We start from the raw sequence: 24,180 nt of genomic DNA on the forward strand, positions 1-24,180 counted from the left end.
TCGACGCGAATCGAACGTCGAGCACGCGCTCGGCGACCCCACCCATCCGATCGCTTACCGCGATCGTCCACCCTCCCCTCAAGGGGGAGGGGAAAGGCAGTGACATGACCGACACCCTCCTGCGCGGCCGCACGCTCTCCTTCCACCGCTGGCCCGAAACCGTCGACGACCATGCCGCCTACGCCTATGAGGAAGACGGCGCTCTGCTCATCCGCGACGGCAGGATCGTCGCCGCCGGCACCTATGCGGACGTGGCGAAGAAGGCCGGCGAAGGCGTGAAAACGGTCGATCATCGCCCGCATCTCATCCTGCCGGGCTTCATTGACACGCATGTGCATTTCCCGCAGATGCAGGTCATCGCCAGCTACGGCGCCGAACTGCTGGATTGGCTGAATACCTACACCTTCCCGGAAGAGACGAAGTTCCGCGACGCCCAGCACGGCCGCCGCATAGCCCGTCTGTTCCTCGACGAGATGGTGCGCCACGGCACCACCTCCACAGTCGCCTACTGTTCGGTGCACAAGGCATCTGCCGAAGCCTTCTTCGAGGAAAGCCACGCCCGCGATATGTTGAACATCGCCGGCAAGGTGATGATGGACCGCAATGCGCCGGACGGCGTGCTCGATACGCCGCAGTCCGGCTACGACGACACCAGGGCGCTGATTTCGGAGTGGCACGGCAAGGGTCGCCAGCATGTCGCCATCACCCCGCGCTTCGCCATCACCTCCTCGCCCGAGCAGATGGACATGGCCGGCACGCTGGTTCGCGAATTCCCCGACCTGCACATGCAGACGCACCTGTCGGAAAACCACGCCGAGATCGCCTATACCTGCGAACTCTACCCGGAAGCCAAGGACTACACCGACGTCTACGCGCGCTACGGCCTGCTTGGGAAAAGAAGCCTGTTCGGCCACTCGATCCACCTGTCGGAGCGCGAGGCCGACGCGCTGTCCGACAGCGGCTCGGTCGCCGTCTTCTGCCCGACCTCGAACCTGTTCCTCGGTTCGGGCCTGTTCGACTATCAGCGCTATCGCAGCCGCGAAAAGCCGCTGCGCATCGCCGCCGCCACCGATGTCGGCGGCGGCACCAACTATTCCATGCTGCGCACCATGGACGAGGCCTACAAGGTGATCGCCCTGCAAGGCGAGAAGCTGAACCCGTTCCAGTCCTTCTGGCAGATCACACGTGGCAACGCCGAGGCGCTGTCGCTGGTAGACCGCATCGGCACGCTGGACGAAGGCACCGAGGCCGACATCGTCGTGCTGGACGCCGGCGCCATCCCGGCGATGCGGCTGAGAATGGAGACGGTGGGCACGCTGGCCGAGGAACTGTTCCTCCTGCAGACGCTGGGTGACGACCGCACGGTGCGCGAGGTCTACGTTTCGGGCCGGCCGGCGAAGAGCGATATGGCGACCGCCGCGGCTTGACCGCGGCTGGGTTGTCGGTCAAAGCGGGGGCCGATCGGGGAAAGACCATGGCCGCGAGCGACGACATCCAGACCATCAAGCGACAGGAAGCCGAACTTGTCTTCGACCGCTTCGACGAGGCCGTCGCTTTCGCGCTCGGCACGGCGATCCGTGAGCGGGCGCTCAAGGAAAACCTGCCCATCGTCGTCGACATCCGCACCTTCGACCGGCCGCTGTTCTACGCCGCCATGCCGGGCTCGAATGCCTCCAATCCGGACTGGGCGCGCCGCAAGATCAACGTGGTGAAGCGCTTTCTGAAAAGCACCTACCGCATGGTGCTCGAGCAGCAGCGGCCAGACCGCACCTTCAAGCCGGGCGAGGGGCTGGACGTTTCCGACTACGTGCTGGCCGGCGGCGGTTTTCCGGCAACGGTGAGGAATGCCGGCGTCGTCGGCGTTATCGCCGTCTCCGGCCTGCCGGAGCGTGACGATCACGGCTTGGTGGTGGAGGCGCTGTGCGCGCATCTCGGCAAAGATGCCGGGGCGCTGGCATTGCCGGCAAATGATGCCTGAAATGCCGCGCCGCCCCTCATCCGCCTGCCGGCGCCTTCTCCCCGTGAACGGGGAGAAGGGGACTGGCCGCGCCGTCGCAGCCTCCTTCCTCGCCCCGTTCACGGGGAGAGGATGCTGGCAGGCAGGTGAGGGGCGGCGCCGGCCGGCGGCCGGTTTGCGAAGCGAGGATTTTTCGGCGTGACCTTCAATCCAAAATCTTTCCTCACCTCCATCTTCGAGGCCGCTGTCGCCGCCGCCGATCCGGAAAAGACCATCCGCGCCCATCTGCCGGCGAAGCCGAAAGGCAAGACCGTCGTGGTCGGCGCCGGCAAGGGCGCGGCGCAGATGGCCGCCGCTTTCGAGAAGGCGTGGGACGGCCCGCTGCAAGGCGTCGTCGTCACCCGCTACGGCTATGGTGCCGCGACCTCCCGCATCGAGGTGATCGAGGCGGCGCATCCGGTGCCGGACGAGAACGGTCTGAAGGCAGCGCGCCGGTTGCTGGAAACTGTTTCCGGCCTGGGCGAGGACGATCTGGTCGTGGCGCTGGTCTGCGGCGGCGGTTCGGCCTTGCTGCCGGCGCCGGCGCCCGGCCTGACGCTGGCCGACGAGATCGCCGTCAACGAGGCGTTGCTGGCCTCCGGCGCTCCGATCTCGGCCATGAACGCCATCCGCAAGCACGTCTCGACCATCAAGGGCGGCCGGCTGGCCGCCGCCGCATGGCCGGCCAGGGTGGTGTCGTTGACCGTCTCCGACATACCGGGCGACATTCCCGCACTCGTCGCCTCCGGTCCGACCGTGCCGGACGAAGCCGGCCGCGCCGAGGCGCTGGCCGCGATCGCCGCCTACGGCATGAAGCTGCCGGCCGCCGTCTTGGCGCATATCGAAACGCCGGCTTCCGAAGCGCCGAAGCCGGCTGACGAAAAGTTTGCCCGCAACGAGGTGCATCTGATCGCCTCCGCCGCCGTCTCGCTGGAGGCGGCCGCCGCAGAGGCGAAGCGGCAGGGCATCGAGGCGGTCATCCTGTCCGACGCCATCGAGGGCGAGGCGCGCGAGGTCGGTTCTGTTCATGCGGCTATCGCCCGCGAGGTCGCGGCGCGCAACCGGCCGTTCCGCAAGCCTGTCCTGATCCTCTCCGGCGGCGAGACGACGGTGACGCTGCGCGCCAAAGGCAAAGGCGGCCGCAATTCGGAATTTTTGCTCGCCTTCGCCATCGGCATCGACGGTGTGGAAGGCATCCACGCTCTCGCCGCCGACACCGACGGCATCGACGGCTCCGAGGACAATGCCGGCGCCTTCTGCGACGGCACGACGGTTTCCCGCATGCGCGCCGCCGGCGTCGACGCCAAGGCCATGCTCAGCAACAACAACGCCTGGACGGCGTTCGATGCCGTCGGCGACCTGTTCGTGCCCGGCCCGACCGGCACGAACGTCAACGATCTCAGGGCGATCCTGGTGTGGTAGCCTTATCGTGCGTCCTTCGAGGCTCGCTCCGCTCGCACCTCAGGATGAGGGAGATCGTGCACCAGTCACAAGATGAGGAAGTTGTGCCTTGAGATGAGGGAGTTGTGCCGCCGCCATGAGCGGAAAGGCCGACAACCAACGGTCCTCATCCTGAGGTGCGAGCGGGCCGAGCCTCGAAGGACGCACATCACCCCATCAGCCGCTTCACTGCCTTCATATCCTGCAAAAACTTCGCCCGCTCGGCCCGCTTGCCGGCCTCGTCGCGGATGCGCAGCAGGAAGGAAGGGTGGACGGTGATGAAGACCTTCAGCCCGTCCGCGCGCTCGATCGTCTCGCCGCGCGCTTTCGTCACCGGCAGCGCCTTGCCGAGCAGCGACTGCACCGCCGTCGTGCCGAGCGCTACCGCGAGCTTCGGCCGGATGATGTCGAGTTCCTTGTCCAGCCACCAGCGGCAGGCCTGGATCTCGCCGGCATTCGGCTTGGAATGGATGCGCCGCTTGCCGCGTGGCTCGAACTTGAAGTGCTTCACCGCATTGGTGACGTAGGTCTTCTGCCGCGCGATGCCGGCTTCTTCGAGGATGGCGTCGAACACCCTGCCGGCCGGCCCAACGAACGGCTTGCCGGCGATGTCCTCCTGATCGCCCAGCTGCTCGCCGACGAAGACGACCTCGGCGCTGTCCGGCCCCTCGCCAAATACGGTCTGCGTGGCATTGCGCCATAGCGGGCAGCGACGGCAGTCCTCGACCGCCTCGCGGACCTCGGCCAATGTCGCGCTGTCGTCTGCCACGGTGAGTTCTGCACGGCTTGCCATCTTCGACCTCCACCTGTGCAATGGCGGAAGGCGAGCTTGGTTCCGCTGGAGTGCTCAGACCTCGTGCAGGTAGAGGTGATAGTCCAGTTCGCTCACCGTGCGCGCCACGCGCAGATATTCCGCGTGCTTGATCTCGGTGAACGTCCGGTGCAGGTCCGGCCCGAGCGCACTTTTCAGGAATTCCGACGCCTTGGCCGCCTCGATCGCAGCGCGCCAGTCCACCGGCATCGCCTTGCCGGCTTCGCTCGTCGCCTCGTAGCCGTTGCCGGTGGTTTCGGGGCCGGGGTCTAGCTTCTCGTCCAGCCCCTTGGCGATACCGGCCAGCACCGTGGCTGCGACCAGATAGGGGTTGGCGTCGACGCCGGACGGCCGGTGCTCGATGCGCCGCGCCTTGACCTCGCCGGCCGGCACGCGCAGCGCCACTGAGCGGTTGTTGACGCCCCAGGTCGGCGCCACCGGCGCGTAGGACTGTGAAACGAAGCGCCGCCAGGAGTTGGCGTGCGGGGCGAACACCAGCATGGATTCGGCCATGGTGGTCGCCAGCCCGCCGAGTGCATGCAGCAGTTCCGGCTTCCAGCCTTCGCCGTCCTTTTCTGCAAAGACGTTGCGGCCGGCGCCGTCCACCAGCGAGACATGAAAGTGCATGCCCGAGCCGGCATATTTCTCGATCGGCTTGGCCATGAAGCAGGCGGTGACGCCGTGCCGGCGCGCCTGCGCCCGCACGATCCTTTTCAGCATGACGAGGTCGTCGGCGGCGCGCATAACGTCGGTGCGGTAGTTCAGTGTCAGTTCGTACTGGCCCGGCGCATATTCGGAGATGACCGTCTCAGCAGGGATTCCCTGTGCCTTCGCCGCCGCATAGATGTCGGAGAACAGCGGTTCCATGCCGTGCAGGTGGTCGACCGAATAAACCTCGGTCTTGCCGCTCTCCCTGCCGTCGAGCACGGCGCGCGCCGGTTGCACCTTGCCGTCGGCGTCGCGCTCGTTGGCGAGCAGAAAGAATTCCAGTTCGAAGGCGCCGGCCGGATGCAGGCCCTTGGCCGCCAGCCGCTCGACCTGCCGAGCGAGCGCGTGGCGCGGATCAGAGGTCATGGCCTGGCCGTCGAGATGGTGCATGGCCATCAGCACCTGGCCGCGGGCCGGACTGGTTCCGTGAAGCGGCACCAGCGTGCCGGGGATCGGCCAGGCACGCAGGTCGCCGTCGCCGGAATCCCAGATCAGTCCCGTCTCGTGCACGTCCTCGCCGGTGATATCGAGGCCGAGGATGGAGATCGGCATGTGCCGGCCGTTTTTGTATATGGCTTCCAGCTCGTGCCGGCGCACGATCTTGCCGCGGCCGACGCCGTTGGCGTCGGTCAGCACGATGTCGATGGCTTCGATCTCGGGATGGGCTTCGAGGAAGGCTTGCGCCTCGGCGGGCGTCGAGCCGGAAGGGGAAGTCATGATCGCTCTCGGTTGGTCTCGCCCGCTTGTCTCACACCGAAATCTTCGCTGCAACGTCGGCGAAGGCTGAGATCAGCCGGTCCACCTGCCGCGCCTTCGTGGCCGGCGAAACCAGCATCATGTTGTGGAAGGGCGCGATCAGCGCGCCGCGGTTGACCAGCGCGACATGGATGGCGGCTTCCAGTTCCGGCGCGTGCGCGCTTTCCGCCTCGTCGCCGTTCTTCAACGGACCGGGGGCGCAAATGAACTCCACCCGTGCGCCGACGCGGGCGACGTGCCAGGGCAGGCCAAAACGGTCGATGACGGCGGTCAGTCCGGCGTCCAGCCGCATCGCCAGCCGCGCCATATGGGCGTAGTTTTCCTCCGTCATCACCTCCTCCAGCGTCGCTTTCATGGTGGCGAACTGCAGCGGATTGGCCGACAGCGTCGTGCCCATGCCGGAATAGCCGGGTTCCTTCGTGCGGTTGTAGGCGGCGTAGCGGTCGGCCACCGCGCCGCTCATGCCCCAGACGCTCGCCGGCACGCCGCCAGCCACCGGCTTGCCCAGCACGAACAGGTCCGGCTCCAGCCCGAAGGCTTTGGTGTAGCCGCCGGGACCGGAGGAAATGGTGTGCGTCTCGTCGATCAACAGCAGCGTGCCGGCCTTGCGCGTCAGGTCGCGCAGCGTTGCATGGAACCCCTGTTCGGGCAGCACCATGCAACTGTTGGTCAGCACCGGCTCGGTGATGACGCAGGCGACGCTTTTGTCGGCAAGCGCTTGCTCCAGCGCAGCGATGTCATTGAACTCGACGATCTTCGTGCGCGCCGTGAGGTCGCGGAATTCGCCGGCAAGGCCGGGCCGGTTGATCGGTTTGCCGTCCTTCATCCGCACCATCGTCTCGTCGACCGCGCCATGGTAGCAGCCGTTGAAGACGAGGATTGTGTCGCGGCCAGTGACGGCGCGCGTCACGCGCAGCGCGAAGCGGTTGGCGTCGGTGGCGGTGGTGGCGATCTGCCAGAACGGCAGGCCGAAATGCGCCTCCAGAAGCCGCCCGAGCCCCAGCGCGTCTTCCGACGGCAGCATGTAGGTCAGGCCGCGCGATGATTGCCTACGGATGGCGCGCGCCACCGGCGGCGGCGAATGGCCGAACATCGAGCCGGTGTCGCCGAGGCAGAAATCGTCCAGCGCATTGCCGTCGATATCGGTGATGCGAGCGCCCTTCGCGCTCTCGACCAGAATGGGAAAAGGCGTCGGCCAGTCGTTCATCCAGTGCATCGGCACGCCGCCGAAAAAGCCCTCGATGCCGTTGCCGATGCGCACCTCGCTTTTCGGCCGCGCCTTGCGGAAGACAGCCGCCTCGGCCTCGCGAAGCTCTGCGATACGCGCGGCGTCTACGCCGCTCCTTGTCGCGATCGGTCGGTCAGCAGTCATTCAGGATCGGCCCCCACACCGCACTTTAGACAATGGCCAAGGCAAACTGCAATCAAGTGAAAGGGTAATTTGGATTACGACCTAAACCTCGCCGCAAAATCCTGGCCGCCGTAGAAAATGCCTTCGATCAACACGGTATCTGGTGAAACCAGAAAGGCGATAGTGACGCGCCGTTCGAAGCCTACGGTCCGCAGACCGGACAGGATGTCGTCATGCCTGGTTCCGCGATTGGGAAATTCGGCGAGCTTCTCGCAGAAAATCACGATACGAGTGATGTATCTTTCCGCGATCTGCTCGCTCGAGTGGTCTGCAATGTAATTGTAGAGATTTTCCAGTTGCCGTTCCGCAAGCAGCGTGAATTCAACTTTCATCTCGTCGCGCGTGCCTGCCGCCGTGCTTTGATACGGCCGAGAACGCCTTCGGACGGGATCGACGAGGATGGGTCGGACAGATATTCCGCGTGTCCGGCTACGACTTCCTCACGCAGCCAGCGGTCGATGTCGGCATCGCGCTGCAGAAGCGCGCGGGCCCCCTCTATCAGCGCGTCCTGAACCGAGCCGTATTCACCCGATTGTACTTTTTGCTCAAGTTCCGCCGCCATTTCGGCGGGAAGCCGGACGTCGAATCTTTGCACGCTGTTCATGGCTCGTCTCCGTGCCGAACATAGCATCGGCAGGCGTGACTTTCAAAGCCGCCGCCGTCACCCCGCTATGTCGATCACGCCGCAGTCGCCGGTGGCGGTGCCGAAGACGATGCGGCGGCCTTCGCCGTCCCACATCAGCGCGGTGACGGCTCCCTTGCCCGGCCGGCGCAGCAGCACCTCCTTCTGGTCGGCGAAGCGCGAGGCCAGCACCATGCCGTCGTCGTAGCCGATCGCCACCACCTCCTCGGAGGGATGGCAGGCAACGCAGGTGACCATGGCGTCGCCGCGCGTGCCGAGTTCCAGCGGCGCCTTGCCCATGGGGCCGTCCTTGCCCTGGAAGGGCCAGACGATCGCCGCTGGCGCGCCGGAACTCGCCAGCCACTTGCCCTTGGTCGACCACGACAGGCTTTTCACCTTGGCCGGATAGCCCGACATGCGCATGTGCTTGCCGTCGGCGAGTTTCCAGCCGTGCAGGGCGTTCTCCTGCATGGTGGTGACGAGGAAGGCGCCGTCCGGCGAGAAGGTGGCGCCGGTGTGCGCGCCGGCCCATTCCAGTTCGGTCGGCTTGCCGTCGGTGGCGGGGAAATGCAGCGTCGCGCCGTTGTAGCGGGCGACCGCGATGCGCATGCCCTTCGGCGCGAAGGCAATGCCTTCCACCGAGCGGGGATGGGCAAACTCCTTCACCTTGCCGTCGGCGAAGCGCACGAAGGCATAGCGCCCCGCGCCATAGGCGATCGCGCCCTGCGGGCCGGCGGCGACACTGGTGATCCACTTTCGGCCGGCGCTCGCCAGTTCCTCGACAGTGCCGTCGGCCCTGATGGAAAAGACCTTGCCGTCCTCGCCGGCGGTGACGAGCCGGTTTGCCGCCGCGTCGAGCGCGGTGCACAACAGGCCATCATTGGCCTGCACGGTCTTGTGGCCATGGTCGAGCCGGTGCACCGCGCCGTCGGCGAAGGCAAAGAAGGGAATGTCGTTCAGGAAGACGGCGGCGAGGCAATGGCCGTCGATGTCAAGCGGGGCGACTGTAGGCACGAAAGATATTCCATCCGATGTTGGCGCTGCCCCTCACCCTTACCCTCTCCCCGTAAGGACGGGGAGAGGGGAATCACCGATGGCGGAACTGCTCTCCTCTCCCTGTTCTCACGGGGAGAGGATGCCGGCAGGCAGGTGAGGGGCAGCGCTGATGGTGAAAATCAGGCCGCCTGGCACGCCTCGAAGCTCTTGCGCAGCCGCTCGGCGTCGAGGTCGCGGCCGATGAAGACCAGCCGGCTCTCGTGTTTCTCGCCGTCCTTCCAGGCGCGCTGGTGGTCGCCCTCGATGATCATGTGGACGCCTTGCAGCACGTAGCGGTCGGGGTCGTCCTTGAAGGCGATGATGCCCTTGAGCCGAAGAATGTTCGGCCCTTCGAGCTGCGTCACCTTCTCGATCCAGGGGAAGAATTTCTTGGAGTCCATCTCGCCGGCGCGCAGCGACACCGACTGAACCGTCACGTCGTGGATGGCGGACGGGTGCGCGTGATCGTGCCCGTGGTGGTCATGATCGTGATGGCCATGTTCCTCGGCGTCGAGGAAATGCGGATCGTTCTCCACCGCCCGCTTCAGGTCGAAGGCGCCGCGGTCGAGAACGTTGGCGAGATCGACGCCGGAGCGCTCGGTGCGGTGGATCTTCGCCGTCGGGTTGATGGCGCGCACTGTGGCCTCGACGGCTGCGAGTTCCTCCGGCGTCACGAGGTCGGTCTTGTTCAGCACGACGACATCGGCGAAGGCGATCTGGTCTTCCGCTTCCTTCGAATCCTTCAGGCGCAGCGGCAGGTGCTTGGCGTCGACCAGCGCCACCACCGCGTCGAGCCTGGTCTTGGAGCGGACGTCGTCGTCCATAAAGAAAGTCTGGGCGACGGGAACGGGATCGGCCAGCCCCGTGGTTTCCACCACGATGGCGTCGAAGCGGCCGGGCCGCCGCGTCAGGCCCTCCACCACGCGGATCAGGTCGCCGCGCACCGTGCAGCACACGCAGCCATTGTTCATCTCGTAGATTTCCTCGTCGGATTCCACGATCAGGTCGTTGTCGATACCGATCTCGCCGAACTCGTTGACGATAACCGCGTAGCGCCGACCGTGATTCTCCGACAGGATGCGGTTGAGCAGCGTCGTCTTGCCGGAACCGAGATAGCCGGTGAGCACGGTGACGGGAATTTGCGTCTGGGCTTCGCTCATGATGGGCCTCGAAAAATTGGAAGGGTTGGGCTCCATATAGGACGCCGCCGGCGCTTTTGCACGGTCGAAGCAATGATCCAGCGGGCGATGATCGGCGTCGTCGGGGCCTGCGGAATTCCTTTGTCATCTAACTGAAATAATCATCTGTCATGAGCGCAGCGGACGGTACGCTGCAGGCGCCGGCAAACTATCCGCCGGCGTCGTGCGCGCATCGCCGATTGCCAATGCGCCCGTCGCGGCTATCGTGGCCGGACGGCCCTCAGGAGAAAGACCATGGCCAAGGCAGACAGGGCAGCGACGATGAGCCGGCTGCATTCGGCCGCTAGGCTGGCGCGCACCGCGCTCGCCGCGCGGCTTCTGGCGCACGGCTTCTATGCCGGACAGGACCAGATCATGCTGGCGCTCGACCGCGAGGACGGCCAGACGCCGGGCACGCTGGCGGAGCGGCTGGGCGTGCGCCCGCCCACCATCACCAAGACGATCAACCGCCTGCAGGCGCAGGGTTTCCTCGACAAGAGGGCCTCCAATTCGGATGCGCGCCAGGCGCACATCTTTTTGACCGACCTCGGCCGCGAGGCCATCCACGCCATCGAGAAATCGGTGAAGAAGACCGAGAAGCAGGCATTGAAGGGCCTCGACAAGAAGGAGCAGAAGGCCCTGTTCAAGCTGCTCGCCCGCATCGAGGCCAACCTGTCGGACGGCGAGACGGAACTGGCCGAAGACGAGGCCGAGGACGTTGCGGAGCCGGTCGTCGAGACGGCGGCGTAGGCCGTCCCGCGCCGCGCCCCGCCGCCGAAATCCACAGGCCGGCGAAAAAGCTTTGATTTGCCCCGGATAGATGGCATAAGCCGCATTTAAACAGTTTAAATGCGGTGCGGGGAGAGTGCGCGCTGGCACAGAAGATCAAGCTTTCGACCATTGCCGACGCGCTCGGCGTCTCGACCGCCACGGTTTCGCTGGCGCTGCGCGACAGCCCGCTGGTGGCGAGCGCCACGCGTGACAAGATCAAGGAACACGCGCGCGAGATCGGCTACATCTACAACCGCCGCGCCGCCTCGCTGCGCACCTCGCGCTCCGGCATCGTCGGCGTCGTCGTGCACGACATCATGAACCCGTTCTATGCCGAGATCCTGCGCTCCATCGAGCATGAGCTGGACCGCAGCCGGCAAACCTTCCTGCTCTCCAACCACTACGACCAGGTGGAGAAGCAGCGCACCTTCATCGACACGCTGCTGCAACTCGGCGCCGACGGCGTCATCATGTCTCCGGCCATCGACACGCCGGCCGCCGATATCCTCATGGCCGAGGAGAACGGCCTGCCGGCCGTGCTGATCGCCCGCGACGTCGAGGGCGCGCATGTGCCGGTGTTTCGCGGCGACGACGCCTACGGCACGGCGCTCGCCACCAATCACCTGATCTCGCTTGGCCATACCCGCATCGCCATGGTCGGCGGCACCGACCAGACGTCCACCGGCCGCGACCGCTACCAGGGTTACGTCAACGCCATGCAGGCGGCCGGGCTCGAGATCAAGCCGGCCTGGCGCATCCCCGGCCCGCGCACCAAGCAGGGCGGCTTCGAGGCCGCCGGCCAGTTCCTGGCGCTGAAGGACAAGCCGACCGCAGCCTGCTGCTGGAATGATCTCGTCGCCATCGGCCTGATGAACGGCATCGCCCGCGCCGGGCTGACGCCGGGCATCGACATTTCCGTCACCGGCTACGACGATCTCGAGGAGGCGGCGATCGCCACGCCGGCGCTGACCACCGTCTGGAACGGCCAGCGCGAGGTCGGGCGTCGTGCCGCCAGCGCACTGCTCGACAAGCTGAACGGCGAGCCGGTGCACATTTCGCAGGACCTCATCAAACCGGAGCTGCATGTGCGCCAGTCCACCGGCCGCCCGGTCGAGCGGCGCTGAGGGCAACATCGTCCCGCCTCGCATTCCATTCCATATCGCAGGAGAACCGGCATGGCCGCCGACCTTCGTTCCGTCACCGTCCTCATCCCCGGCAGGCTGCACGAGCAGTCCGTCAGGCGCATCGGCGAGACGTTCCGGCTGGTGGCCATCGACACCATCGATGCGGCGCTCCTGACCGACGAGATGAAGGCGACGGTGCGCGGCATCGCCGCCTCGCCGGCCATCGCCGGCGGCCTGGTGGGGCCGGATTTCATGAGGGCACTGCCGAAGCTGGAGATCGTCGCCAATTTCGGCGTCGGCTACGACGGCGTCGACGCTCGCCATGCCGGCGCCAACGGCATCATGGTCACCAACACGCCGGACGTGCTGACCGAGGAGGTGGCCGACACGGCACTCGGCCTGCTGATCGCGACCGTGCGCGAACTGCCGAAGGCGGAAGCCTGGCTGCGCGCCGGCAACTGGGCGGCGAAGGGCAATTTCCGGCTGAGCCCGCTGTCGCTGCGCGGCCGCAAGGTCGGCATTTTCGGCATGGGCCGCATCGGCATGGCGATCGCGCGCCGGCTGGAGGCGTTCGGCTTGTCCGTCGCCTATCACAACCGCCGGCCGGTCGACGGACTGGCGTATGCCTATCACGCCACGCTGAAGGGGCTGGCCGAGGCGGTCGACACGCTGATTTCCGTCGTCCCCGGCACGCCGCAGACGGCGAAGGCCGTCAATGCCGAAATCCTCAAGGCGCTCGGCTCCGACGGCGTCTTCGTCAACATCGGCCGTGGCTCGACGGTGGACGAGTCGGCCTTGGCCGCCGCACTCGCCGACGGTACCATCGCCGCCGCCGGACTCGACGTCTTCGCCGACGAACCGAACGTTCCGCCGGCGCTGCTGGATGCGCCCAACACCGTGCTGTTGCCGCATATCGGCTCGGCTTCGGTCCATACCCGCCGCGCCATGGCCGACCTCGTGGTCGACAACCTGATCGCCTGGTTCTCCGACGGCAAGGCGATCACCCCGGTGCCGGAAACGGCAGGCATCGGCCACAATCGTTAACCGGCGCGTTTATGCGTTAACGGCACGGTAACCCTATGGAAACATTCTTCTCTTTGCCGAGGACGGCATTGGGGAGATTCGATGAAAGCACTCGCTGCCGCGATCGGCGCCGTTGCGCTTCTGGGCGGCTTCCATTCCTTCCACGATGAGGGCGATGGAGCCGCTGTCGCCGCCGACCAAGGGCATGCGCCGGGGACCTACAGGCTGATCGCCAACGGCGGCGATGCGGCCTGCACGGTGACGCGCGGGGCGGACCTGGCCGATGGGTTGTCGGAACTGATCGTCGGCGCGGGATGCCCGGCCGTGCTGCCCGGCATCGAGCGCGCGCGGTTCTGGCGCGACCGCAAGGACGGCACCGTCGGTTTCAGCGAGAACGGCGCCGATCCGCTGGTCAGCTTCGAGGCCGGCGACGGCGTCGACTACGAATCCTACGCCCCGGCCCTGCCGCTGCTGACCTTGGTGGCCGAATAATCAAGCTGCCGGCTGGCTACTCCGCCGCCGTCCGTGTCGCGGTCCGCGCCGCCGCGTGTGCGCGCACGGCATCGCCGAAGGCCTTGAAGATGCGCTGCGAGATGCTGTCGGACTTCACCCAGTATTCGGGGTGCCATTGCACGCCGACGGCGAAGGCCCGCGCATCGCGCACCGACACGGCTTCCACCGTGCCGTCTTCGGCGACAGCCTCGACCTGCAATTTCGGGCCGAGCCGGTCGACCGCCTGACGGTGCACCGAATTGACCTTGATGTCGCCGGCGCCGAACACGCCCGCCAGACAGCTTCCCGGCTTGATCGAAACCGTCTGGTGGATGGCGAAGCGCTCGTCCTGGTTGTCGCTCACCGGCGCGCGGTGGTCGAGGGAACCTGGCCGCTCCTGGATCTCGCTGGCGAGCGAGCCGCCCAGCGCGACGTTCATCTCCTGGATGCCGCGGCAGATGGCGAGCAGCGGCACGCCGCGCTCCACCGCCTTGCGGATCAGCGGTAGCGTCGTGGCGTCCCGCGCCTCGTCGTAAGGCCCGTCGCGCTCGGTCGATTCCTTGCCGTAGAGCGAGGGATGGACGTTGGATTTCGAGCCCGTCAGCATCACGCCGTCCACCGCCGAAAGCAGTTCGTCGAGGTCGAGCCGCTCGCCGAAGGAGGGCACCAAAAGCGGCAGCACGCCGGCGCCGGAAAGGGCGGCTTCCACATACTGCTGCGGCGCTGCATGCCAGGTGTAGTTCTCGAACTGTTTGACATCTGTGGAGACGGCGACGAGCGGCTGGAGCATCTGGGTTCCCGAGAAGCGAAACGACGCGATTGCACTTACAAAATAGGCGATTGCAAGGCGATTTGCCACGGCCATGTGCGGCTTGCGCCAGCCCGCCGCCGACGGCGGGTCATGGACCCGGCCGAATGCCCGTGCTGGACACGTCGCCTTCGGTGTGTATTGTCCGCTAACCGGCTCCCGGACCTGATGTTTTCCCGGCGGGCCAGTTCATATTTCGATCAGGCAAGGGAGGAGTTTTCATGGATCGTCGTTCATTCATCCGCAAGGCCGGCGCCACCGGCGCCGGCGCGGCCGCAGCAACCGCCGCTTTGGCCGCACCGGCCATCGCCCAGTCCAACCCGAAGATCACCTGGCGGATGACCTCCTCCTTCCCGAAATCGCTCGACACCATCTACGGCGGCGCCGAGGTGCTGTCGAAGATGCTGTCGGAAGCCACCCACGGCAATTTCCAGATCCAGGTCTTCGCCGCCGGCGAACTGGTCCCCGGCCTGCAGGCGGCGGACGCCGTCACCGCCGGCACGGTCGAGGCCGCCCACACCGTCTGCTACTATTTCTGGGGCAAGGACCCGACCTGGGCGCTGGGCTCCGACGTGCCCTTCGCGCTCAACGCGCGCGGCCGCAATGCCTGGCAGTATCACGGCGGCGGCATCGACCTGTTCAACACCTTCCTTGCCAAGCAGGGCCTGTTCGGCCTGCCGGGCGGCAACACCGGCACGCAGATGGGCGGCTGGTTCCGCAAGGAGATCAACACCGTCGAAGACCTCAAGGGCCTGAAGATGCGCATCGGCGGTTTCGCCGGCAAGGTCATGGAAAAGCTCGGCCTGGTGCCGCAGCAGCTCGCCGGCGGCGACGTCTATCCGGCGCTTGAGAAGGGCACCATCGACGCCGCCGAATGGGTCGGCCCCTATGACGACGAGAAGCTCGGCTTCTACAAGGTCGCGCCCTACTACTACTATCCGGGCTTCTGGGAAGGCGGCCCGACCGTGCACTTCCTGTTCTCGAAGGAGAAGTACGAAGCGCTGCCGGCGGCCTACAAGTCGCTGCTGCACACCGCCTGCCAGGCGGAGGACGCCGACATGCTGCAGAAGTACGACTACCTGAACACCAAGGCGATCAAGTCGCTCGTCGCCAACGGTGCCAAGCTCAAGCCGTTCAGCCAGGAGATCCTGTCGGCCTGCTTCGACGCCGCCAACAAGACTTACGACGAGATGATGGCGTCGAACGCGGACTTCAAGACGATCTGGGAATCGATCGTCGCCTTCCGCAAGGAGGCCTATCTGTGGGATCAGGTGGCCGAGTACAACTTCGACACCTTCATGATGATCCAGCAGCGCGCCGGCAAGCTGTAGGCCGCGCCGCGTCGTCGGAACACGAAAAACCCCGGAGCGCCGCTCCGGGGTTTTTCTTTGCGCGTCGCGTTTCCTGTCGCGAATGAAACTTGCTCAGTCGAAGCTGGGCGGCTTCGACAGGTCCGGTGCGGCAGGCGCTGCCGGCTGTGCCGGGGCGTCGCCGAAGTTCGGCGGCTGCGAAAGATCGGGTGTCGCAGGTGCGGCCGGTTGCGGCGCCGGCGTCCCGCCGAAATTCGGCGGCTGGGAGAGGTCCGGCGCCGCCGGTGCGGTGCCGCCCTGCGGGGCGGCGGGCGCGCCGAGCGGCGGCAGCGACAGGCCAGGCAGTTCCGGCATCTTGATCTCGATCGAGCCGGGATCGACCACCTTGCCCTTGTAGTGCATGACCATCTGCGGGAACAGGATGGTCAGCGCGATCATCAAGACCTGGATCAGCACGAAGGGCACCGCGCCCCAGTAGATCTGCCCGGTCGTCACCGGCGCGATCTGCTTGCCGGTGATGCGGTCGAGATAGGGAACGCGCGCCGCCACCGAGCGCAGGTAGAACAGCGCGAAGCCGAAGGGCGGATGCATGAAGGACGTCTGCATGTTGACGCCGAGCAGCACGCCGAACCAGATCAGGTCAATGCCGAGCTTTTCCGCCGCAGGCGCCAGTAGCGGCACGATGATGAAGGCCAGCTCGAAGAAATCGAGGAAGAAGGCGAGGAAGAACACCAGCAGGTTGACGACGATGAGGAAGCCGAGTTCGCCGCCCGGCAGCGAGACCAGCAGGTACTCCACCCACAGGTGTCCGTTGACGCCGTAGAAGGTCAGCGAGAAGACGCGCGAGCCGATCAGGATGAACAGCACGAAGGACGACAGCCGCGTGGTCGAGGCGAGCGCCTGTTTGACCACGTCGAGCGTCAGCCGCCGCTTGGCGGCGGCCATGAAGAGCGCGCCGACGGCGCCCATGGCGCCGCCTTCCGTCGGCGTGGCGATGCCGAGGAAGATGGTGCCCAGCACCAGGAAGACCAGCGCCAGCGGCGGGATCAGCACGATGACGACCTGCTGCGCCAGCCGCGACATCAGGTTGAGGTTGAGCGCCTTGTCGACGATGGCGACGATGTAGATGGCGATGATGCCCACCGTGGCGGCGAGAATGTCGGCGTTCTCGCCCTGCGTTGGCTCGAGATAACGGTAGGCGCCGTAGGCGATGGCCACCGCGGCGAGCAGGGCAAAGATCAGCGAGGTGATGCCGTGGCCGAGCGTGCGCGCTTCCGCCGGCAGTGCGGGCGCCCAGTCCGGCTTGATGATCGAGGTGACCAGCACGTAGCTCATATAGAGGCCGGTCAGCACCAGGCCGGGGATCAGCGCGCCGGCATACATGTCGCCGACCGAGCGGCCGAGCTGGTCGGCCAGCACGATCAGCACCAGCGAGGGCGGGATGATCTGCGCCAGCGTGCCGGAGGCGGCGATGACGCCCGACGCCAGCCGCCGATCGTAGCCATAGCGCAGCATGATCGGCAGCGAGATCAGCCCCATGGCGATGACCGAGGCGGCGACGACGCCGGTGGTGGCGGCGAGCAGCGCGCCGACCAGGATGACGGCATAGGCGAGCCCACCGCGCACCGGGCCGAACAGCTGGCCGATCGTATCGAGCAGGTCCTCGGCCATGCCGGAGCGTTCCAGCACGATGCCCATGAAGGTGAAGAAGGGGATGGCGAGCAGCGTGTCGTTGGCCATCACGCCGCCGTAGAATCGGTCGGGCAATGCGTAGAGCAGCGGCCATGACAGGTTGATGGAGCCGGCCGAAAGGGGCGCCAGCTCGACACCGATGACGAAGAACAACAGGCCGTTGGCGGCAAGCGAGAAGGCGACGGGGTAGCCGATCAACAGGAAGATGATCAGCGAGGCGAACATGATCGGCGCCATGTTCTGCGCGATGAACTCGATCACGGCTTGAGCTCCTCGACCAGCGCTTCGCCCTCGAGCTGGGCCTGCTCATGCTGTGTGACGTACGGGTTCGGATCGTCCATGTTGCCGTTCATGATGGCGATCTTCTTGATGATCTCCGACACGCCCTGCCAGGCCAGCAGGAAGAAGCCGGTGAGAAGCATCGCCTTGGCCGGCCAGATGATGAGGCCGCCGGCGTTGGTCGACATTTCGCCGCTGCGATAGGAAACCGACACATAGGGGACGAGATAGAACACCATCAAAAGCGCGAACGGCATCAGGAACAGGATGTGGCCGACGAGGTCTATCCAGTGCTGGATGCGCCGCGAGAACAGGCCGTAGACGATGTCGATGCGGATGTGCTCGTTCTGCTTGAGCGTATAGGCGGCCGCAGCCAGGAAAGCGGCGCCGAACAGGTACCATTGCAGCTCCAGCCAGGCGTTGGAGGAGGTGTCGAAGATCTTGCGGATGGTGGCGTTGCCGGCGCTGACCAGGATCGAGGCCAGGATCAGCCAGGAAATCCATTTGCCGATGAACTCGTTGACCGCGTCGATGACCGACGAGATGCCGATCAGCACGCGCATGCGGTGGTCGAACAGGAGCGTCAGCACGATGGCCGCGAGCACGATCGCGAAGATGGCAAGCAGCGCGCGTCCGCCCGGCGTCTCGATCATGACGCGGGCTGCGGCATAAAGCAGGTCCATAGATGTTCCTCCCTGGCGGGCGCTGTCGCTTTCTGCGCGCGATGCGCCTTCGTGGCCCAAGCCTATGCCGCGTGTGGCCGCATCGGTCAACACGGGCGGGAGCGATAGGCGTCATCCTGTGGGCAAGCCAGGGAGAGGTATAGGCGGCTGCCGCCGCGCGATGCGCTGGAAACGGGCGGTTCAGGCGGCCTGGCGGCTGTCGCGGCCGGCGCCGATCAGCACCAGCATGGCGACGAGGAACAGGTACATCCAGGCGTCGCGCCACTCGATCGGGAAATAGCCGGCCCACAGTGATTCGGCCATGCCGAAGGCGACGCCGCCCAGTGCCGCGCGCGATGGCGATAGATAGCCGCCGACGGCGGTGACGAACAGCACCTTGAGGCCGTAGACGAGGCCGGTGCCGAAGGAGATGTTGCCATAATAGAAGGCGGCCAGCATGCCGGCGAGCGCCGCCGCCAGGCCGCCGCCCAGCACCGCGCTGCGGAAGACGGCGCGCTGGTCGACGCCGCACAGTGCGGCAGCCAGCGGATCGTCTGAGACGGCCCGCCAGCGGCGCCCGAAGCGGGAGCGCGCCAGCATCCACCCGCCGGCCGCGATGGCGGCCGCGATCAGCGCGATGTCGATGAGCTGGACCACCGTCAGCGTCGCCCGGAAGCCGGGTCCTTCCGCGAAAGTGACGGGCCAGGCAAGCATCGGCGGCAACCAGAAATCCTTGGTGTCGGCGGCGATGCGGGAAAGCTCGCTCAGCACCAGAAGAACGCCCAGCGTCGCTGCCGCTATCGTGTTGGGCGAGCGGTCGGCCAGCGGCTCGAACACGCCGCGCGACAGCACATGGCCAAGCAGCACGGCATAGGCGAAGGCCATGGCGACGCCGAAGGCGACGGTCGCCGGCAGCGTCAGCCACAGCACCTGCCAGCCGTAGACGGCGGCCAGGATCATCGTCTGCCCGCAGAAGGCGAAGACACCGCCATAGGCGAGGTTGGTGCGGTGCAGGATGCCGTTGGTCAGTGCGTAACCGAAGGCGAGCAGCGCATAGAGCGCGCCCGAATGCAGCCCGTTCAGCACCTGCTGGATGAAATAGAGCATGACCCGTCCGGTCCTCCCGATCATCCGAACGGCAACAGGGTGCCCCTTGTGATATAACTTGTCAAATGACGTTTGATGGTTAGAATTAGCGACATGACGGTATCCTGGACCCCGCATCGCTTCCAAGGCGGCGCACTGGCACTCGACGCGGCCAACACGGTCGTGCTGCGCGGCGATCCGGAGCGCAGCTTCGACCGCTTCGACGATCCCGCCGAGATCGCCCGCTTCGCCGAGGCGGCCGGCACCTTCCGTGCCGACGAGCTCGGTGGCCGTCGGCTTGCCGTGGCTGACCCGCATCGGATCGCGCCCGTGGTGCTGGCGATCCGCGAGGCGACCGACCGGCTCTATCGCAATGCCGTCAAGGCCGGCGGGGCGGTGGCGGCGGCCGACATGGAGCCGTTCCTGCGCGCCTGCGCCGATGGGCTGGCCGGCGCCGACACGGTGTTCGGAGCGCCGGGCAGGCCGTTCGGCCACGCCGATACGCCCATCGCGCTGGAAGCGGCGCTGGCGGTGTCGGCGCTGTCGCTGCTTTCCGGCGGCTCGCTGGCGCGGCTCAAGCTCTGCCGCAACTGCAACTGGCTGTTCCTCGACCGCAGCCGCAATGCCAGCCGCCTATGGTGCGACATGGCCGTCTGCGGCAACCGGCAGAAGGCCAGTCGCCATTATCGCCGCCGCAAGGCGGCACTGGAGGACGAAGATGCGTAGCTATCTCATCCGGGGTGTGATGGCGGCCGCCGTCCTTGCGGCGGCGCTGGCGCTGGGCGCCTGCCGCGAATCCGGCGCCGACAGGCCGTTCGAGATTTCCGGCCGCCTGTTCGAGTTCAACTATCGGCTGGGCATCGCCACCTATGTCGTTACCTTGAATCCGCTGAGGCCGATGGGTGAGGGGCAGGTGGCCGAGGTCGATTTCGAGAATCCGGCCGGCGGCCCGCCACTTCTCGTCACCCAGAAGATCTGGCCGAAGATGCGCCACATCACGCTGACCAGCCCGCCGCTGAGCTGTGTGGTCAAGGATAAGCCCTATGCCGTCACGATCCGCATCAAGGACAAGGACGGCACGGTGCTGCAGAAGCTCGACACGACGCTGGTCTCCTCCCAGGACCAGAGCGACCTGCCGGATGCGCCGCTGGTCACCGGCTCGCGCTACGAACTCAATCCCGCACTCGCCGGCCATCCAGACGGCAGGCTGCCGGACGCCCGCAAGCCGGTCTGCCCCAAGGCCGGCTGAAAATCTCGCCGTTCGTGGCTGGGGCGGGCGGAGGAAACCGGATGTGGATTGATCCCGGCGCGGCCGATTTCATTTGACCTCTCTGCCAAGGGAAGAAAGACTGCCCGTCGATCTCGACGCAGGCGGCTGCTTCGGATGCCGCTTCCGCAGAGGACCAGTTGATGACGCTGCACGACGTCGCGCTCGACGACAAGTTCGATCTTGCCAAGGAGCGCGTCTTTCTCACCGGTGCGCAGGCCGTGGTTCGCATGCTTCTGATGCAGCGCGAGCGCGACCGGCGCGCGGGCCTGAATACGGCGGGCTTCGTGTCCGGATATCGCGGCTCGCCGCTCGGCGGGCTGGACCAGCAGCTCTGGCACGCGCGCCAGCAGCTCGTCGGCGCCGACATCGTCTTCCAGCCCGGCCTCAACGAGGAACTCGCCGCCACCGCCTGCTGGGGCTCGCAGCAGGCCGAACTGCTGGGCGAGGGCAAATACGACGGCGTCTTCTCCGTCTGGTACGGCAAGGGTCCGGGCGTCGACCGCTCCGGCGACGTCTTCCGTCATGCCAATCTCGCCGGCTCGTCGAGAAATGGCGGCGTGCTTGCCCTGATGGGCGACGACCATATGGCCGAATCCTCGACCAACGCGCACGCCACCGAATTCGCTTTCGTCGATGCGATGATCCCGATCCTCAACCCGGCCGGGGTGCAGGAGCTCATCGACTACGGCCTTTACGGCTTCGCCTTGTCGCGTTTCGCCGGCACCTGGGCCGCCATCAAATGCGTCAAGGACAACATCGAATCCACGGCCAGCGTCGACGCCTCGCTGGAGCGGCTTTCCATCGTCCGGCCTGAGTTCGACATGCCGCCGGGCGGCCTCAACATCCGCAACGAGCTCGACATGCTCGGCCAGGAGACCCGCCTGCATGAAGCCAAGCGCGCCGCAGCCAGCGCCTTCATCCATGCCAACGGGCTGAACCGAATCGTCTATTCCGGCGGGCAGGGCGCGAAGCTCGGCATCGTCACCGTCGGCAAGAGCTATCTCGACGTTCGTCAGGCGCTCGACGACATCGGCATCGACGAAGCGGCCGCCAACCGCATCGGCGTGCGCCTGTTCAAGGTCGGCTGTCCCTGGCCGCTAGACTTCCAGCACATCGCCGATTTCGCCCGCGGCCTCGACGCCATCGTCGTCGTCGAAGAGAAGCGCTCGCTGATCGAGGTGCAGTTGCGCGAGCACCTCTACGGTAGCGCCATGCAGCCGCTGATCGTCGGCAAGACGGACGAGCGCGGCGACCGGCTGTTTTCGGCGACCGGAGCGCTCGACCCCAACGACATCGCCATTGCGCTCGGCGAGCGCATCCTGCGCACCATCGGCCCTTCCGAGGAGGTCGCAGGGCGCGTGGCGAGGCTGAAGCAGTTCCAGGCGATGCTCGCCGACACGAAAGACGTCGGTTCCCGCACGCCCTATTTCTGCTCGGGCTGCCCGCACAACACATCCACCAATGTGCCGGAAGGCTCAATCGCCGCCGCCGGCATCGGCTGCCATTTCATGGCCTTGTGGATGGATCGCTCCACCGTCGGCTTCACCGCCATGGGCGGCGAGGGCGCGCAGTGGGTCGGCCAGGCGCCGTTCTCCAAACGCGATCACATCTTCCAGAATCTCGGCGACGGCACCTACAACCACTCCGGCTCGCTGGCGATCCGCTTCGCCTTGGCCAGCGGCACCAACATCACCTACAAGATCCTTTACAACGACGCGGTGGCCATGACCGGCGGCCAGCCGCACGAGGGCGGCCTGACGGTGGACATGATCGCCCGCCAGATTCGGGCCGAGGGCGTCGAGCGCATCGCCGTCGTTACCGACGAGCCCGGCAAATATGCCGGCCGGCTCACCTTTCCGGCGGGCGTCAGCATCGACCACCGCGAGGATCTCGACCGTATCCAACGCGAGCTGCGCGAGGTTCCGGGCGTCTCCGTGCTGCTCTACGACCAGACCTGCGCGGCCGAGAAGCGGCGGCGGCGCAAGCGCGGCACCTTCCCCGATCCGGATCGCCGCGTTCTCATCAACGAACTGGTGTGCGAAGGCTGCGGCGACTGCGGCGTGAAGTCGAACTGCGTGTCGATCCAGCCGGTGGAAACCGAGTTCGGCCGCAAGCGGCGCATCGACCAGTCGTCCTGCAACAAGGATTTCTCCTGCCAGGACGGCTTCTGCCCCTCCTTCGTCACCGTGCATGGCGCCAGGATCAGGAAGGCGGAAGGCATCGCCGGCAGCGCCGATCCGCTCGACGGCGTGCCCGAACCGGTTCCCTTCGCGCTCGGCCGCGACGGCTGGGCGGGCGTCATCGACGGCGTCGGCGGCACCGGTGTCGTCACCATCGGCGCCATTCTCGGCATGGCCGCGCATCTGGAGGGCAAGGGCTGCGGCATGATCGATATGGCCGGTCTCGCCCAGAAGGGCGGCTCGGTCTTCAGCCATGTCCGTATCGCCGAGACGCCTGCCGACATCCACGCCATCCGCGTCTCGGCCGGCAAGGCGGACCTCGTGCTCGGCTGCGACCTCGTCGTCTCCGGCGCCAGGAAGGTGCTGGCGGCGGTGCGCGAGAACCACACGCTGTTCCTCGTCAACACCGCCGAGGTGATGCCGGGCGAATTCGCCCGCTCGGCCGATTTCTCGCTGCCGACGGAACGGCTGAAGCGGACGATCCGCGCGGCAGCCGGCGACAGCCGCGCGCATTTCTTCGACGCCACGCGCGCCGCGACGGCACTCTTTGGCAATTCGCTCGGCGCAAACATGTTCCTGCTCGGCTTCGCCTTCCAGCACGGCGGCCTGCCGCTGTCGGCCAAGGCGGTGGAGAAGGCGATCGATCTGAACGGCCAGGCTGTGGCCATGAACGTCGCCGCCTTCCGCTGGGGCCGGCGCGCCGCGCACCAGCCGGACTATGTGCGCGCCATGGTCGAGCGCGCGAGCGCGGCACCCCTGACGTTCGCCAAAACGCTGGACGAGGTGATTGCCCGCCGCGTCGAATTCCTGACCGGCTACCAGAACGCCGCCTACGCCCGTCGCTACGCCGACCGCATCGCCGCCCTTCGCGCCGCCGAGGCGAAGGCGGTGCCCGGTTCGACGGCGGTGACCGAAGCGGCCGCGAAAAGTCTGTTCAAGCTGATGGCGGTCAAGGACGAGTACGAGGTCGCCCGCCTCTATACGGACGGCAGCTTCAAGCGCCAGCTGGCCAGCCAGTTCCAGAGCTACGACAGGCTGGAATTCCATCTCGCCCCACCGATCCTCGGCCGCCGCGACGCCGAAGGCCGGCCGCGCAAATCGGCGTTCGGACCGTGGATGATGAAGGGGTTCCGGCTGCTGGCGGCGATGAAGGGCCTGCGCGGCACGGCCTTCGATGTCTTCGGCCATAGTGCCGAACGCCGGGCCGAACGGGCGCTGCTGGCTGAGTACGAACAGGACCTCGATCTGATCGGGCGTTCGCTGGAGCCGGGCCGCGTCGAGGCCGCGGCGGCGCTGGCCGCGGTGCCGGCTCTGGTGCGCGGCTACGGCCATGTGCGGCAGGCGTCCGCCGAAAAGGCAGCCGGCGAGCGCGCGCGGCTGCTGGCCCGCCTCGACCGCGCGGTCGCCGAACCGGCGCTCAAGGCGGCCGAATAGCGATACCAACTGTTTACCGAAGTTCGGCTTTCCGCCGTTTTTGCTGGTTCCGTGGCCGCTCACGGAAGGCAAATCCTCTATATCTAAGCCTT

22 protein-coding genes are annotated in these 24,180 nt (G+C 66.5%); 11 read left to right on the forward strand and 11 right to left on the reverse strand.

All coding sequences use genetic code 11. The features are described 5' to 3' along the window. Nucleotides 1-104 precede the first annotated feature (104 nt). The 3 genes from guaD (at nt 105) to E6C48_RS05140 (ending at nt 3,418) form a co-directional block, all read left to right on the forward strand. Complete coding sequence (gene guaD, locus E6C48_RS05130) at nt 105-1,427, forward strand: guanine deaminase (RefSeq protein WP_136354691.1); 1,323 nt, start codon at nt 105-107, stop codon at nt 1,425-1,427. Between the two features lie 47 nt (nt 1,428-1,474). Then, entirely contained in the window at nt 1,475-1,978 is a 504-nt protein-coding gene (locus E6C48_RS05135) for a heme-degrading domain-containing protein (protein WP_136354693.1), read from the forward strand. 177 nt (nt 1,979-2,155) lie between these two features. After that, nucleotides 2,156-3,418 carry a glycerate kinase type-2 family protein gene (locus tag E6C48_RS05140; RefSeq protein ID WP_136354695.1) on the forward strand — a complete coding sequence of 421 codons (1,263 nt, stop codon included), beginning with the start codon at nt 2,156-2,158 and terminating at the stop codon, nt 3,416-3,418. Between the two features lie 187 nt (nt 3,419-3,605). On the opposite strand, the gene E6C48_RS05145 is transcribed toward E6C48_RS05140, so the two are convergent. From E6C48_RS05145 to E6C48_RS05175, 7 genes are all read right to left on the reverse strand, one after another. Further along, on the reverse strand, nt 3,606-4,229 hold the full coding sequence (locus tag E6C48_RS05145) for a UdgX family uracil-DNA binding protein (RefSeq protein ID WP_136354697.1): 624 nt from the start codon (nt 4,227-4,229) through the stop codon (nt 3,606-3,608). Between the two features lie 54 nt (nt 4,230-4,283). Continuing rightward, entirely contained in the window at nt 4,284-5,672 is a 1,389-nt protein-coding gene (locus E6C48_RS05150) for a glutamine synthetase family protein (protein WP_136354699.1), read from the reverse strand. Nucleotides 5,673-5,703: 31 nt separating this feature from the next. After that, nucleotides 5,704-7,083, reverse strand: coding sequence for an aspartate aminotransferase family protein (locus tag E6C48_RS05155; protein ID WP_136354701.1), 1,380 nt, complete (start codon nt 7,081-7,083; stop codon nt 5,704-5,706). 74 nt (nt 7,084-7,157) lie between these two features. Next, nucleotides 7,158-7,454, reverse strand: coding sequence for a type II toxin-antitoxin system RelE/ParE family toxin (locus E6C48_RS05160; protein WP_136354704.1), 297 nt, complete (start codon nt 7,452-7,454; stop codon nt 7,158-7,160). Then, a complete protein-coding gene (locus E6C48_RS05165; RefSeq protein WP_136354705.1) occupies nt 7,451-7,726 on the reverse strand; it encodes a ribbon-helix-helix domain-containing protein in 276 nt (91 codons plus the stop codon). The genes E6C48_RS05160 and E6C48_RS05165 overlap by 4 nt, the downstream gene beginning before the upstream one ends. Nucleotides 7,727-7,783: 57 nt before the next feature. Next, entirely contained in the window at nt 7,784-8,758 is a 975-nt protein-coding gene (locus E6C48_RS05170; RefSeq protein ID WP_136354708.1) for a WD40 repeat domain-containing protein, read from the reverse strand. A gap of 161 nt (nt 8,759-8,919) precedes the next feature. Beyond that, nucleotides 8,920-9,939: a CobW family GTP-binding protein gene (locus E6C48_RS05175; RefSeq protein WP_136354710.1), complete on the reverse strand. Its 1,020-nt coding sequence runs from the start codon at nt 9,937-9,939 to the stop codon at nt 8,920-8,922. A 273-nt stretch (nt 9,940-10,212) separates the two neighbouring features. Between E6C48_RS05175 and E6C48_RS05180 the strand changes: the two genes are divergently transcribed. From E6C48_RS05180 to E6C48_RS05195, 4 genes are all read left to right on the forward strand, one after another. Beyond that, a complete protein-coding gene (locus E6C48_RS05180; RefSeq protein ID WP_136354712.1) occupies nt 10,213-10,707 on the forward strand; it encodes a MarR family winged helix-turn-helix transcriptional regulator in 495 nt (164 codons plus the stop codon). A gap of 122 nt (nt 10,708-10,829) precedes the next feature. Continuing rightward, nucleotides 10,830-11,852, forward strand: a complete 1,023-nt coding sequence (locus tag E6C48_RS05185; protein ID WP_136355016.1) for a LacI family DNA-binding transcriptional regulator — start codon at nt 10,830-10,832, stop codon at nt 11,850-11,852. A gap of 51 nt (nt 11,853-11,903) precedes the next feature. Further along, nucleotides 11,904-12,896 (forward strand): 2-hydroxyacid dehydrogenase, encoded by a 993-nt coding sequence (locus E6C48_RS05190; protein ID WP_136354714.1) that lies wholly within the window; start codon nt 11,904-11,906, stop codon nt 12,894-12,896. A gap of 81 nt (nt 12,897-12,977) precedes the next feature. Next, nucleotides 12,978-13,367 (forward strand): hypothetical protein, encoded by a 390-nt coding sequence (locus E6C48_RS05195; RefSeq protein WP_136354716.1) that lies wholly within the window; start codon nt 12,978-12,980, stop codon nt 13,365-13,367. 16 nt (nt 13,368-13,383) lie between these two features. Here the strand turns inward: E6C48_RS05195 and E6C48_RS05200 are convergent, their stop codons facing one another. Further along, the gene (locus tag E6C48_RS05200) at nt 13,384-14,157 is read right to left on the reverse strand and encodes a gamma-glutamyl-gamma-aminobutyrate hydrolase family protein (RefSeq protein ID WP_136354718.1); all 774 of its coding nucleotides are present in this window, start codon (nt 14,155-14,157) and stop codon (nt 13,384-13,386) included. 239 nt (nt 14,158-14,396) lie between these two features. On the opposite strand from E6C48_RS05200, the gene E6C48_RS05205 reads away from it, so the two are divergent. Next, nucleotides 14,397-15,506, forward strand: coding sequence for a TRAP transporter substrate-binding protein (locus tag E6C48_RS05205; protein WP_136354720.1), 1,110 nt, complete (start codon nt 14,397-14,399; stop codon nt 15,504-15,506). Between the two features lie 93 nt (nt 15,507-15,599). Here E6C48_RS05205 and E6C48_RS05210 read toward each other — a convergent pair whose 3' ends face one another. From E6C48_RS05210 to E6C48_RS05220, 3 genes are all read right to left on the reverse strand, one after another. Continuing rightward, a complete protein-coding gene (locus E6C48_RS05210) occupies nt 15,600-17,438 on the reverse strand; it encodes a TRAP transporter large permease (RefSeq protein WP_136354722.1) in 1,839 nt (612 codons plus the stop codon). Next, nucleotides 17,435-18,019, reverse strand: coding sequence for a TRAP transporter small permease subunit (locus E6C48_RS05215; protein WP_136355018.1), 585 nt, complete (start codon nt 18,017-18,019; stop codon nt 17,435-17,437). The genes E6C48_RS05210 and E6C48_RS05215 overlap by 4 nt, the downstream gene beginning before the upstream one ends. 300 nt (nt 18,020-18,319) lie before the next feature. Next, nucleotides 18,320-19,225 carry a branched-chain amino acid ABC transporter permease gene (locus tag E6C48_RS05220; RefSeq protein ID WP_136354724.1) on the reverse strand — a complete coding sequence of 302 codons (906 nt, stop codon included), beginning with the start codon at nt 19,223-19,225 and terminating at the stop codon, nt 18,320-18,322. A gap of 93 nt (nt 19,226-19,318) precedes the next feature. Here E6C48_RS05220 and E6C48_RS05225 point away from each other — a divergent pair, with 93 nt between their 5' ends. From E6C48_RS05225 to E6C48_RS05235, 3 genes are all read left to right on the forward strand, one after another. Further along, nucleotides 19,319-19,930, forward strand: coding sequence for a CGNR zinc finger domain-containing protein (locus E6C48_RS05225; protein ID WP_136354726.1), 612 nt, complete (start codon nt 19,319-19,321; stop codon nt 19,928-19,930). Further along, a complete protein-coding gene (locus tag E6C48_RS05230; protein WP_136354728.1) occupies nt 19,923-20,453 on the forward strand; it encodes a hypothetical protein in 531 nt (176 codons plus the stop codon). The genes E6C48_RS05225 and E6C48_RS05230 overlap by 8 nt, the downstream gene beginning before the upstream one ends. Nucleotides 20,454-20,563: 110 nt before the next feature. Next, entirely contained in the window at nt 20,564-24,088 is a 3,525-nt protein-coding gene (locus E6C48_RS05235) for an indolepyruvate ferredoxin oxidoreductase family protein (RefSeq protein WP_330998561.1), read from the forward strand. Nucleotides 24,089-24,180: the final 92 nt, after the last annotated feature.

This window comes from Ollibium composti, assembly GCF_004801285.1.
In the GTDB taxonomy this organism is placed as follows: Bacteria; Pseudomonadota; Alphaproteobacteria; order Rhizobiales; family Rhizobiaceae; genus Mesorhizobium; species Mesorhizobium composti.

What these genes read in the sequence shown, in the direction of transcription:
- guaD (WP_136354691.1), top strand. Translation starts at nt 105, where the DNA reads ATGACCGACACCCTCCTGCGCGGCCGCACGCTCTCCTTCCACCGCTGG.
- E6C48_RS05135 (WP_136354693.1), top strand. Translation starts at nt 1,475, where the DNA reads ATGGCCGCGAGCGACGACATCCAGACCATCAAGCGACAGGAAGCCGAA.
- E6C48_RS05145 (WP_136354697.1), bottom strand. Translation starts at nt 4,229, where the DNA reads ATGGCAAGCCGTGCAGAACTCACCGTGGCAGACGACAGCGCGACATTG.
- E6C48_RS05150 (WP_136354699.1), bottom strand. Translation starts at nt 5,672, where the DNA reads ATGACTTCCCCTTCCGGCTCGACGCCCGCCGAGGCGCAAGCCTTCCTC.
- E6C48_RS05155 (WP_136354701.1), bottom strand. Translation starts at nt 7,083, where the DNA reads ATGACTGCTGACCGACCGATCGCGACAAGGAGCGGCGTAGACGCCGCG.
- E6C48_RS05160 (WP_136354704.1), bottom strand. Translation starts at nt 7,454, where the DNA reads ATGAAAGTTGAATTCACGCTGCTTGCGGAACGGCAACTGGAAAATCTC.
- E6C48_RS05165 (WP_136354705.1), bottom strand. Translation starts at nt 7,726, where the DNA reads ATGAACAGCGTGCAAAGATTCGACGTCCGGCTTCCCGCCGAAATGGCG.
- E6C48_RS05175 (WP_136354710.1), bottom strand. Translation starts at nt 9,939, where the DNA reads ATGAGCGAAGCCCAGACGCAAATTCCCGTCACCGTGCTCACCGGCTAT.
- E6C48_RS05180 (WP_136354712.1), top strand. Translation starts at nt 10,213, where the DNA reads ATGGCCAAGGCAGACAGGGCAGCGACGATGAGCCGGCTGCATTCGGCC.
- E6C48_RS05190 (WP_136354714.1), top strand. Translation starts at nt 11,904, where the DNA reads ATGGCCGCCGACCTTCGTTCCGTCACCGTCCTCATCCCCGGCAGGCTG.
- E6C48_RS05195 (WP_136354716.1), top strand. Translation starts at nt 12,978, where the DNA reads ATGAAAGCACTCGCTGCCGCGATCGGCGCCGTTGCGCTTCTGGGCGGC.
- E6C48_RS05200 (WP_136354718.1), bottom strand. Translation starts at nt 14,157, where the DNA reads ATGCTCCAGCCGCTCGTCGCCGTCTCCACAGATGTCAAACAGTTCGAG.
- E6C48_RS05205 (WP_136354720.1), top strand. Translation starts at nt 14,397, where the DNA reads ATGGATCGTCGTTCATTCATCCGCAAGGCCGGCGCCACCGGCGCCGGC.
- E6C48_RS05215 (WP_136355018.1), bottom strand. Translation starts at nt 18,019, where the DNA reads ATGCGCGTGCTGATCGGCATCTCGTCGGTCATCGACGCGGTCAACGAG.
- E6C48_RS05220 (WP_136354724.1), bottom strand. Translation starts at nt 19,225, where the DNA reads ATGCTCTATTTCATCCAGCAGGTGCTGAACGGGCTGCATTCGGGCGCG.
- E6C48_RS05225 (WP_136354726.1), top strand. Translation starts at nt 19,319, where the DNA reads ATGACGGTATCCTGGACCCCGCATCGCTTCCAAGGCGGCGCACTGGCA.
- E6C48_RS05230 (WP_136354728.1), top strand. Translation starts at nt 19,923, where the DNA reads ATGCGTAGCTATCTCATCCGGGGTGTGATGGCGGCCGCCGTCCTTGCG.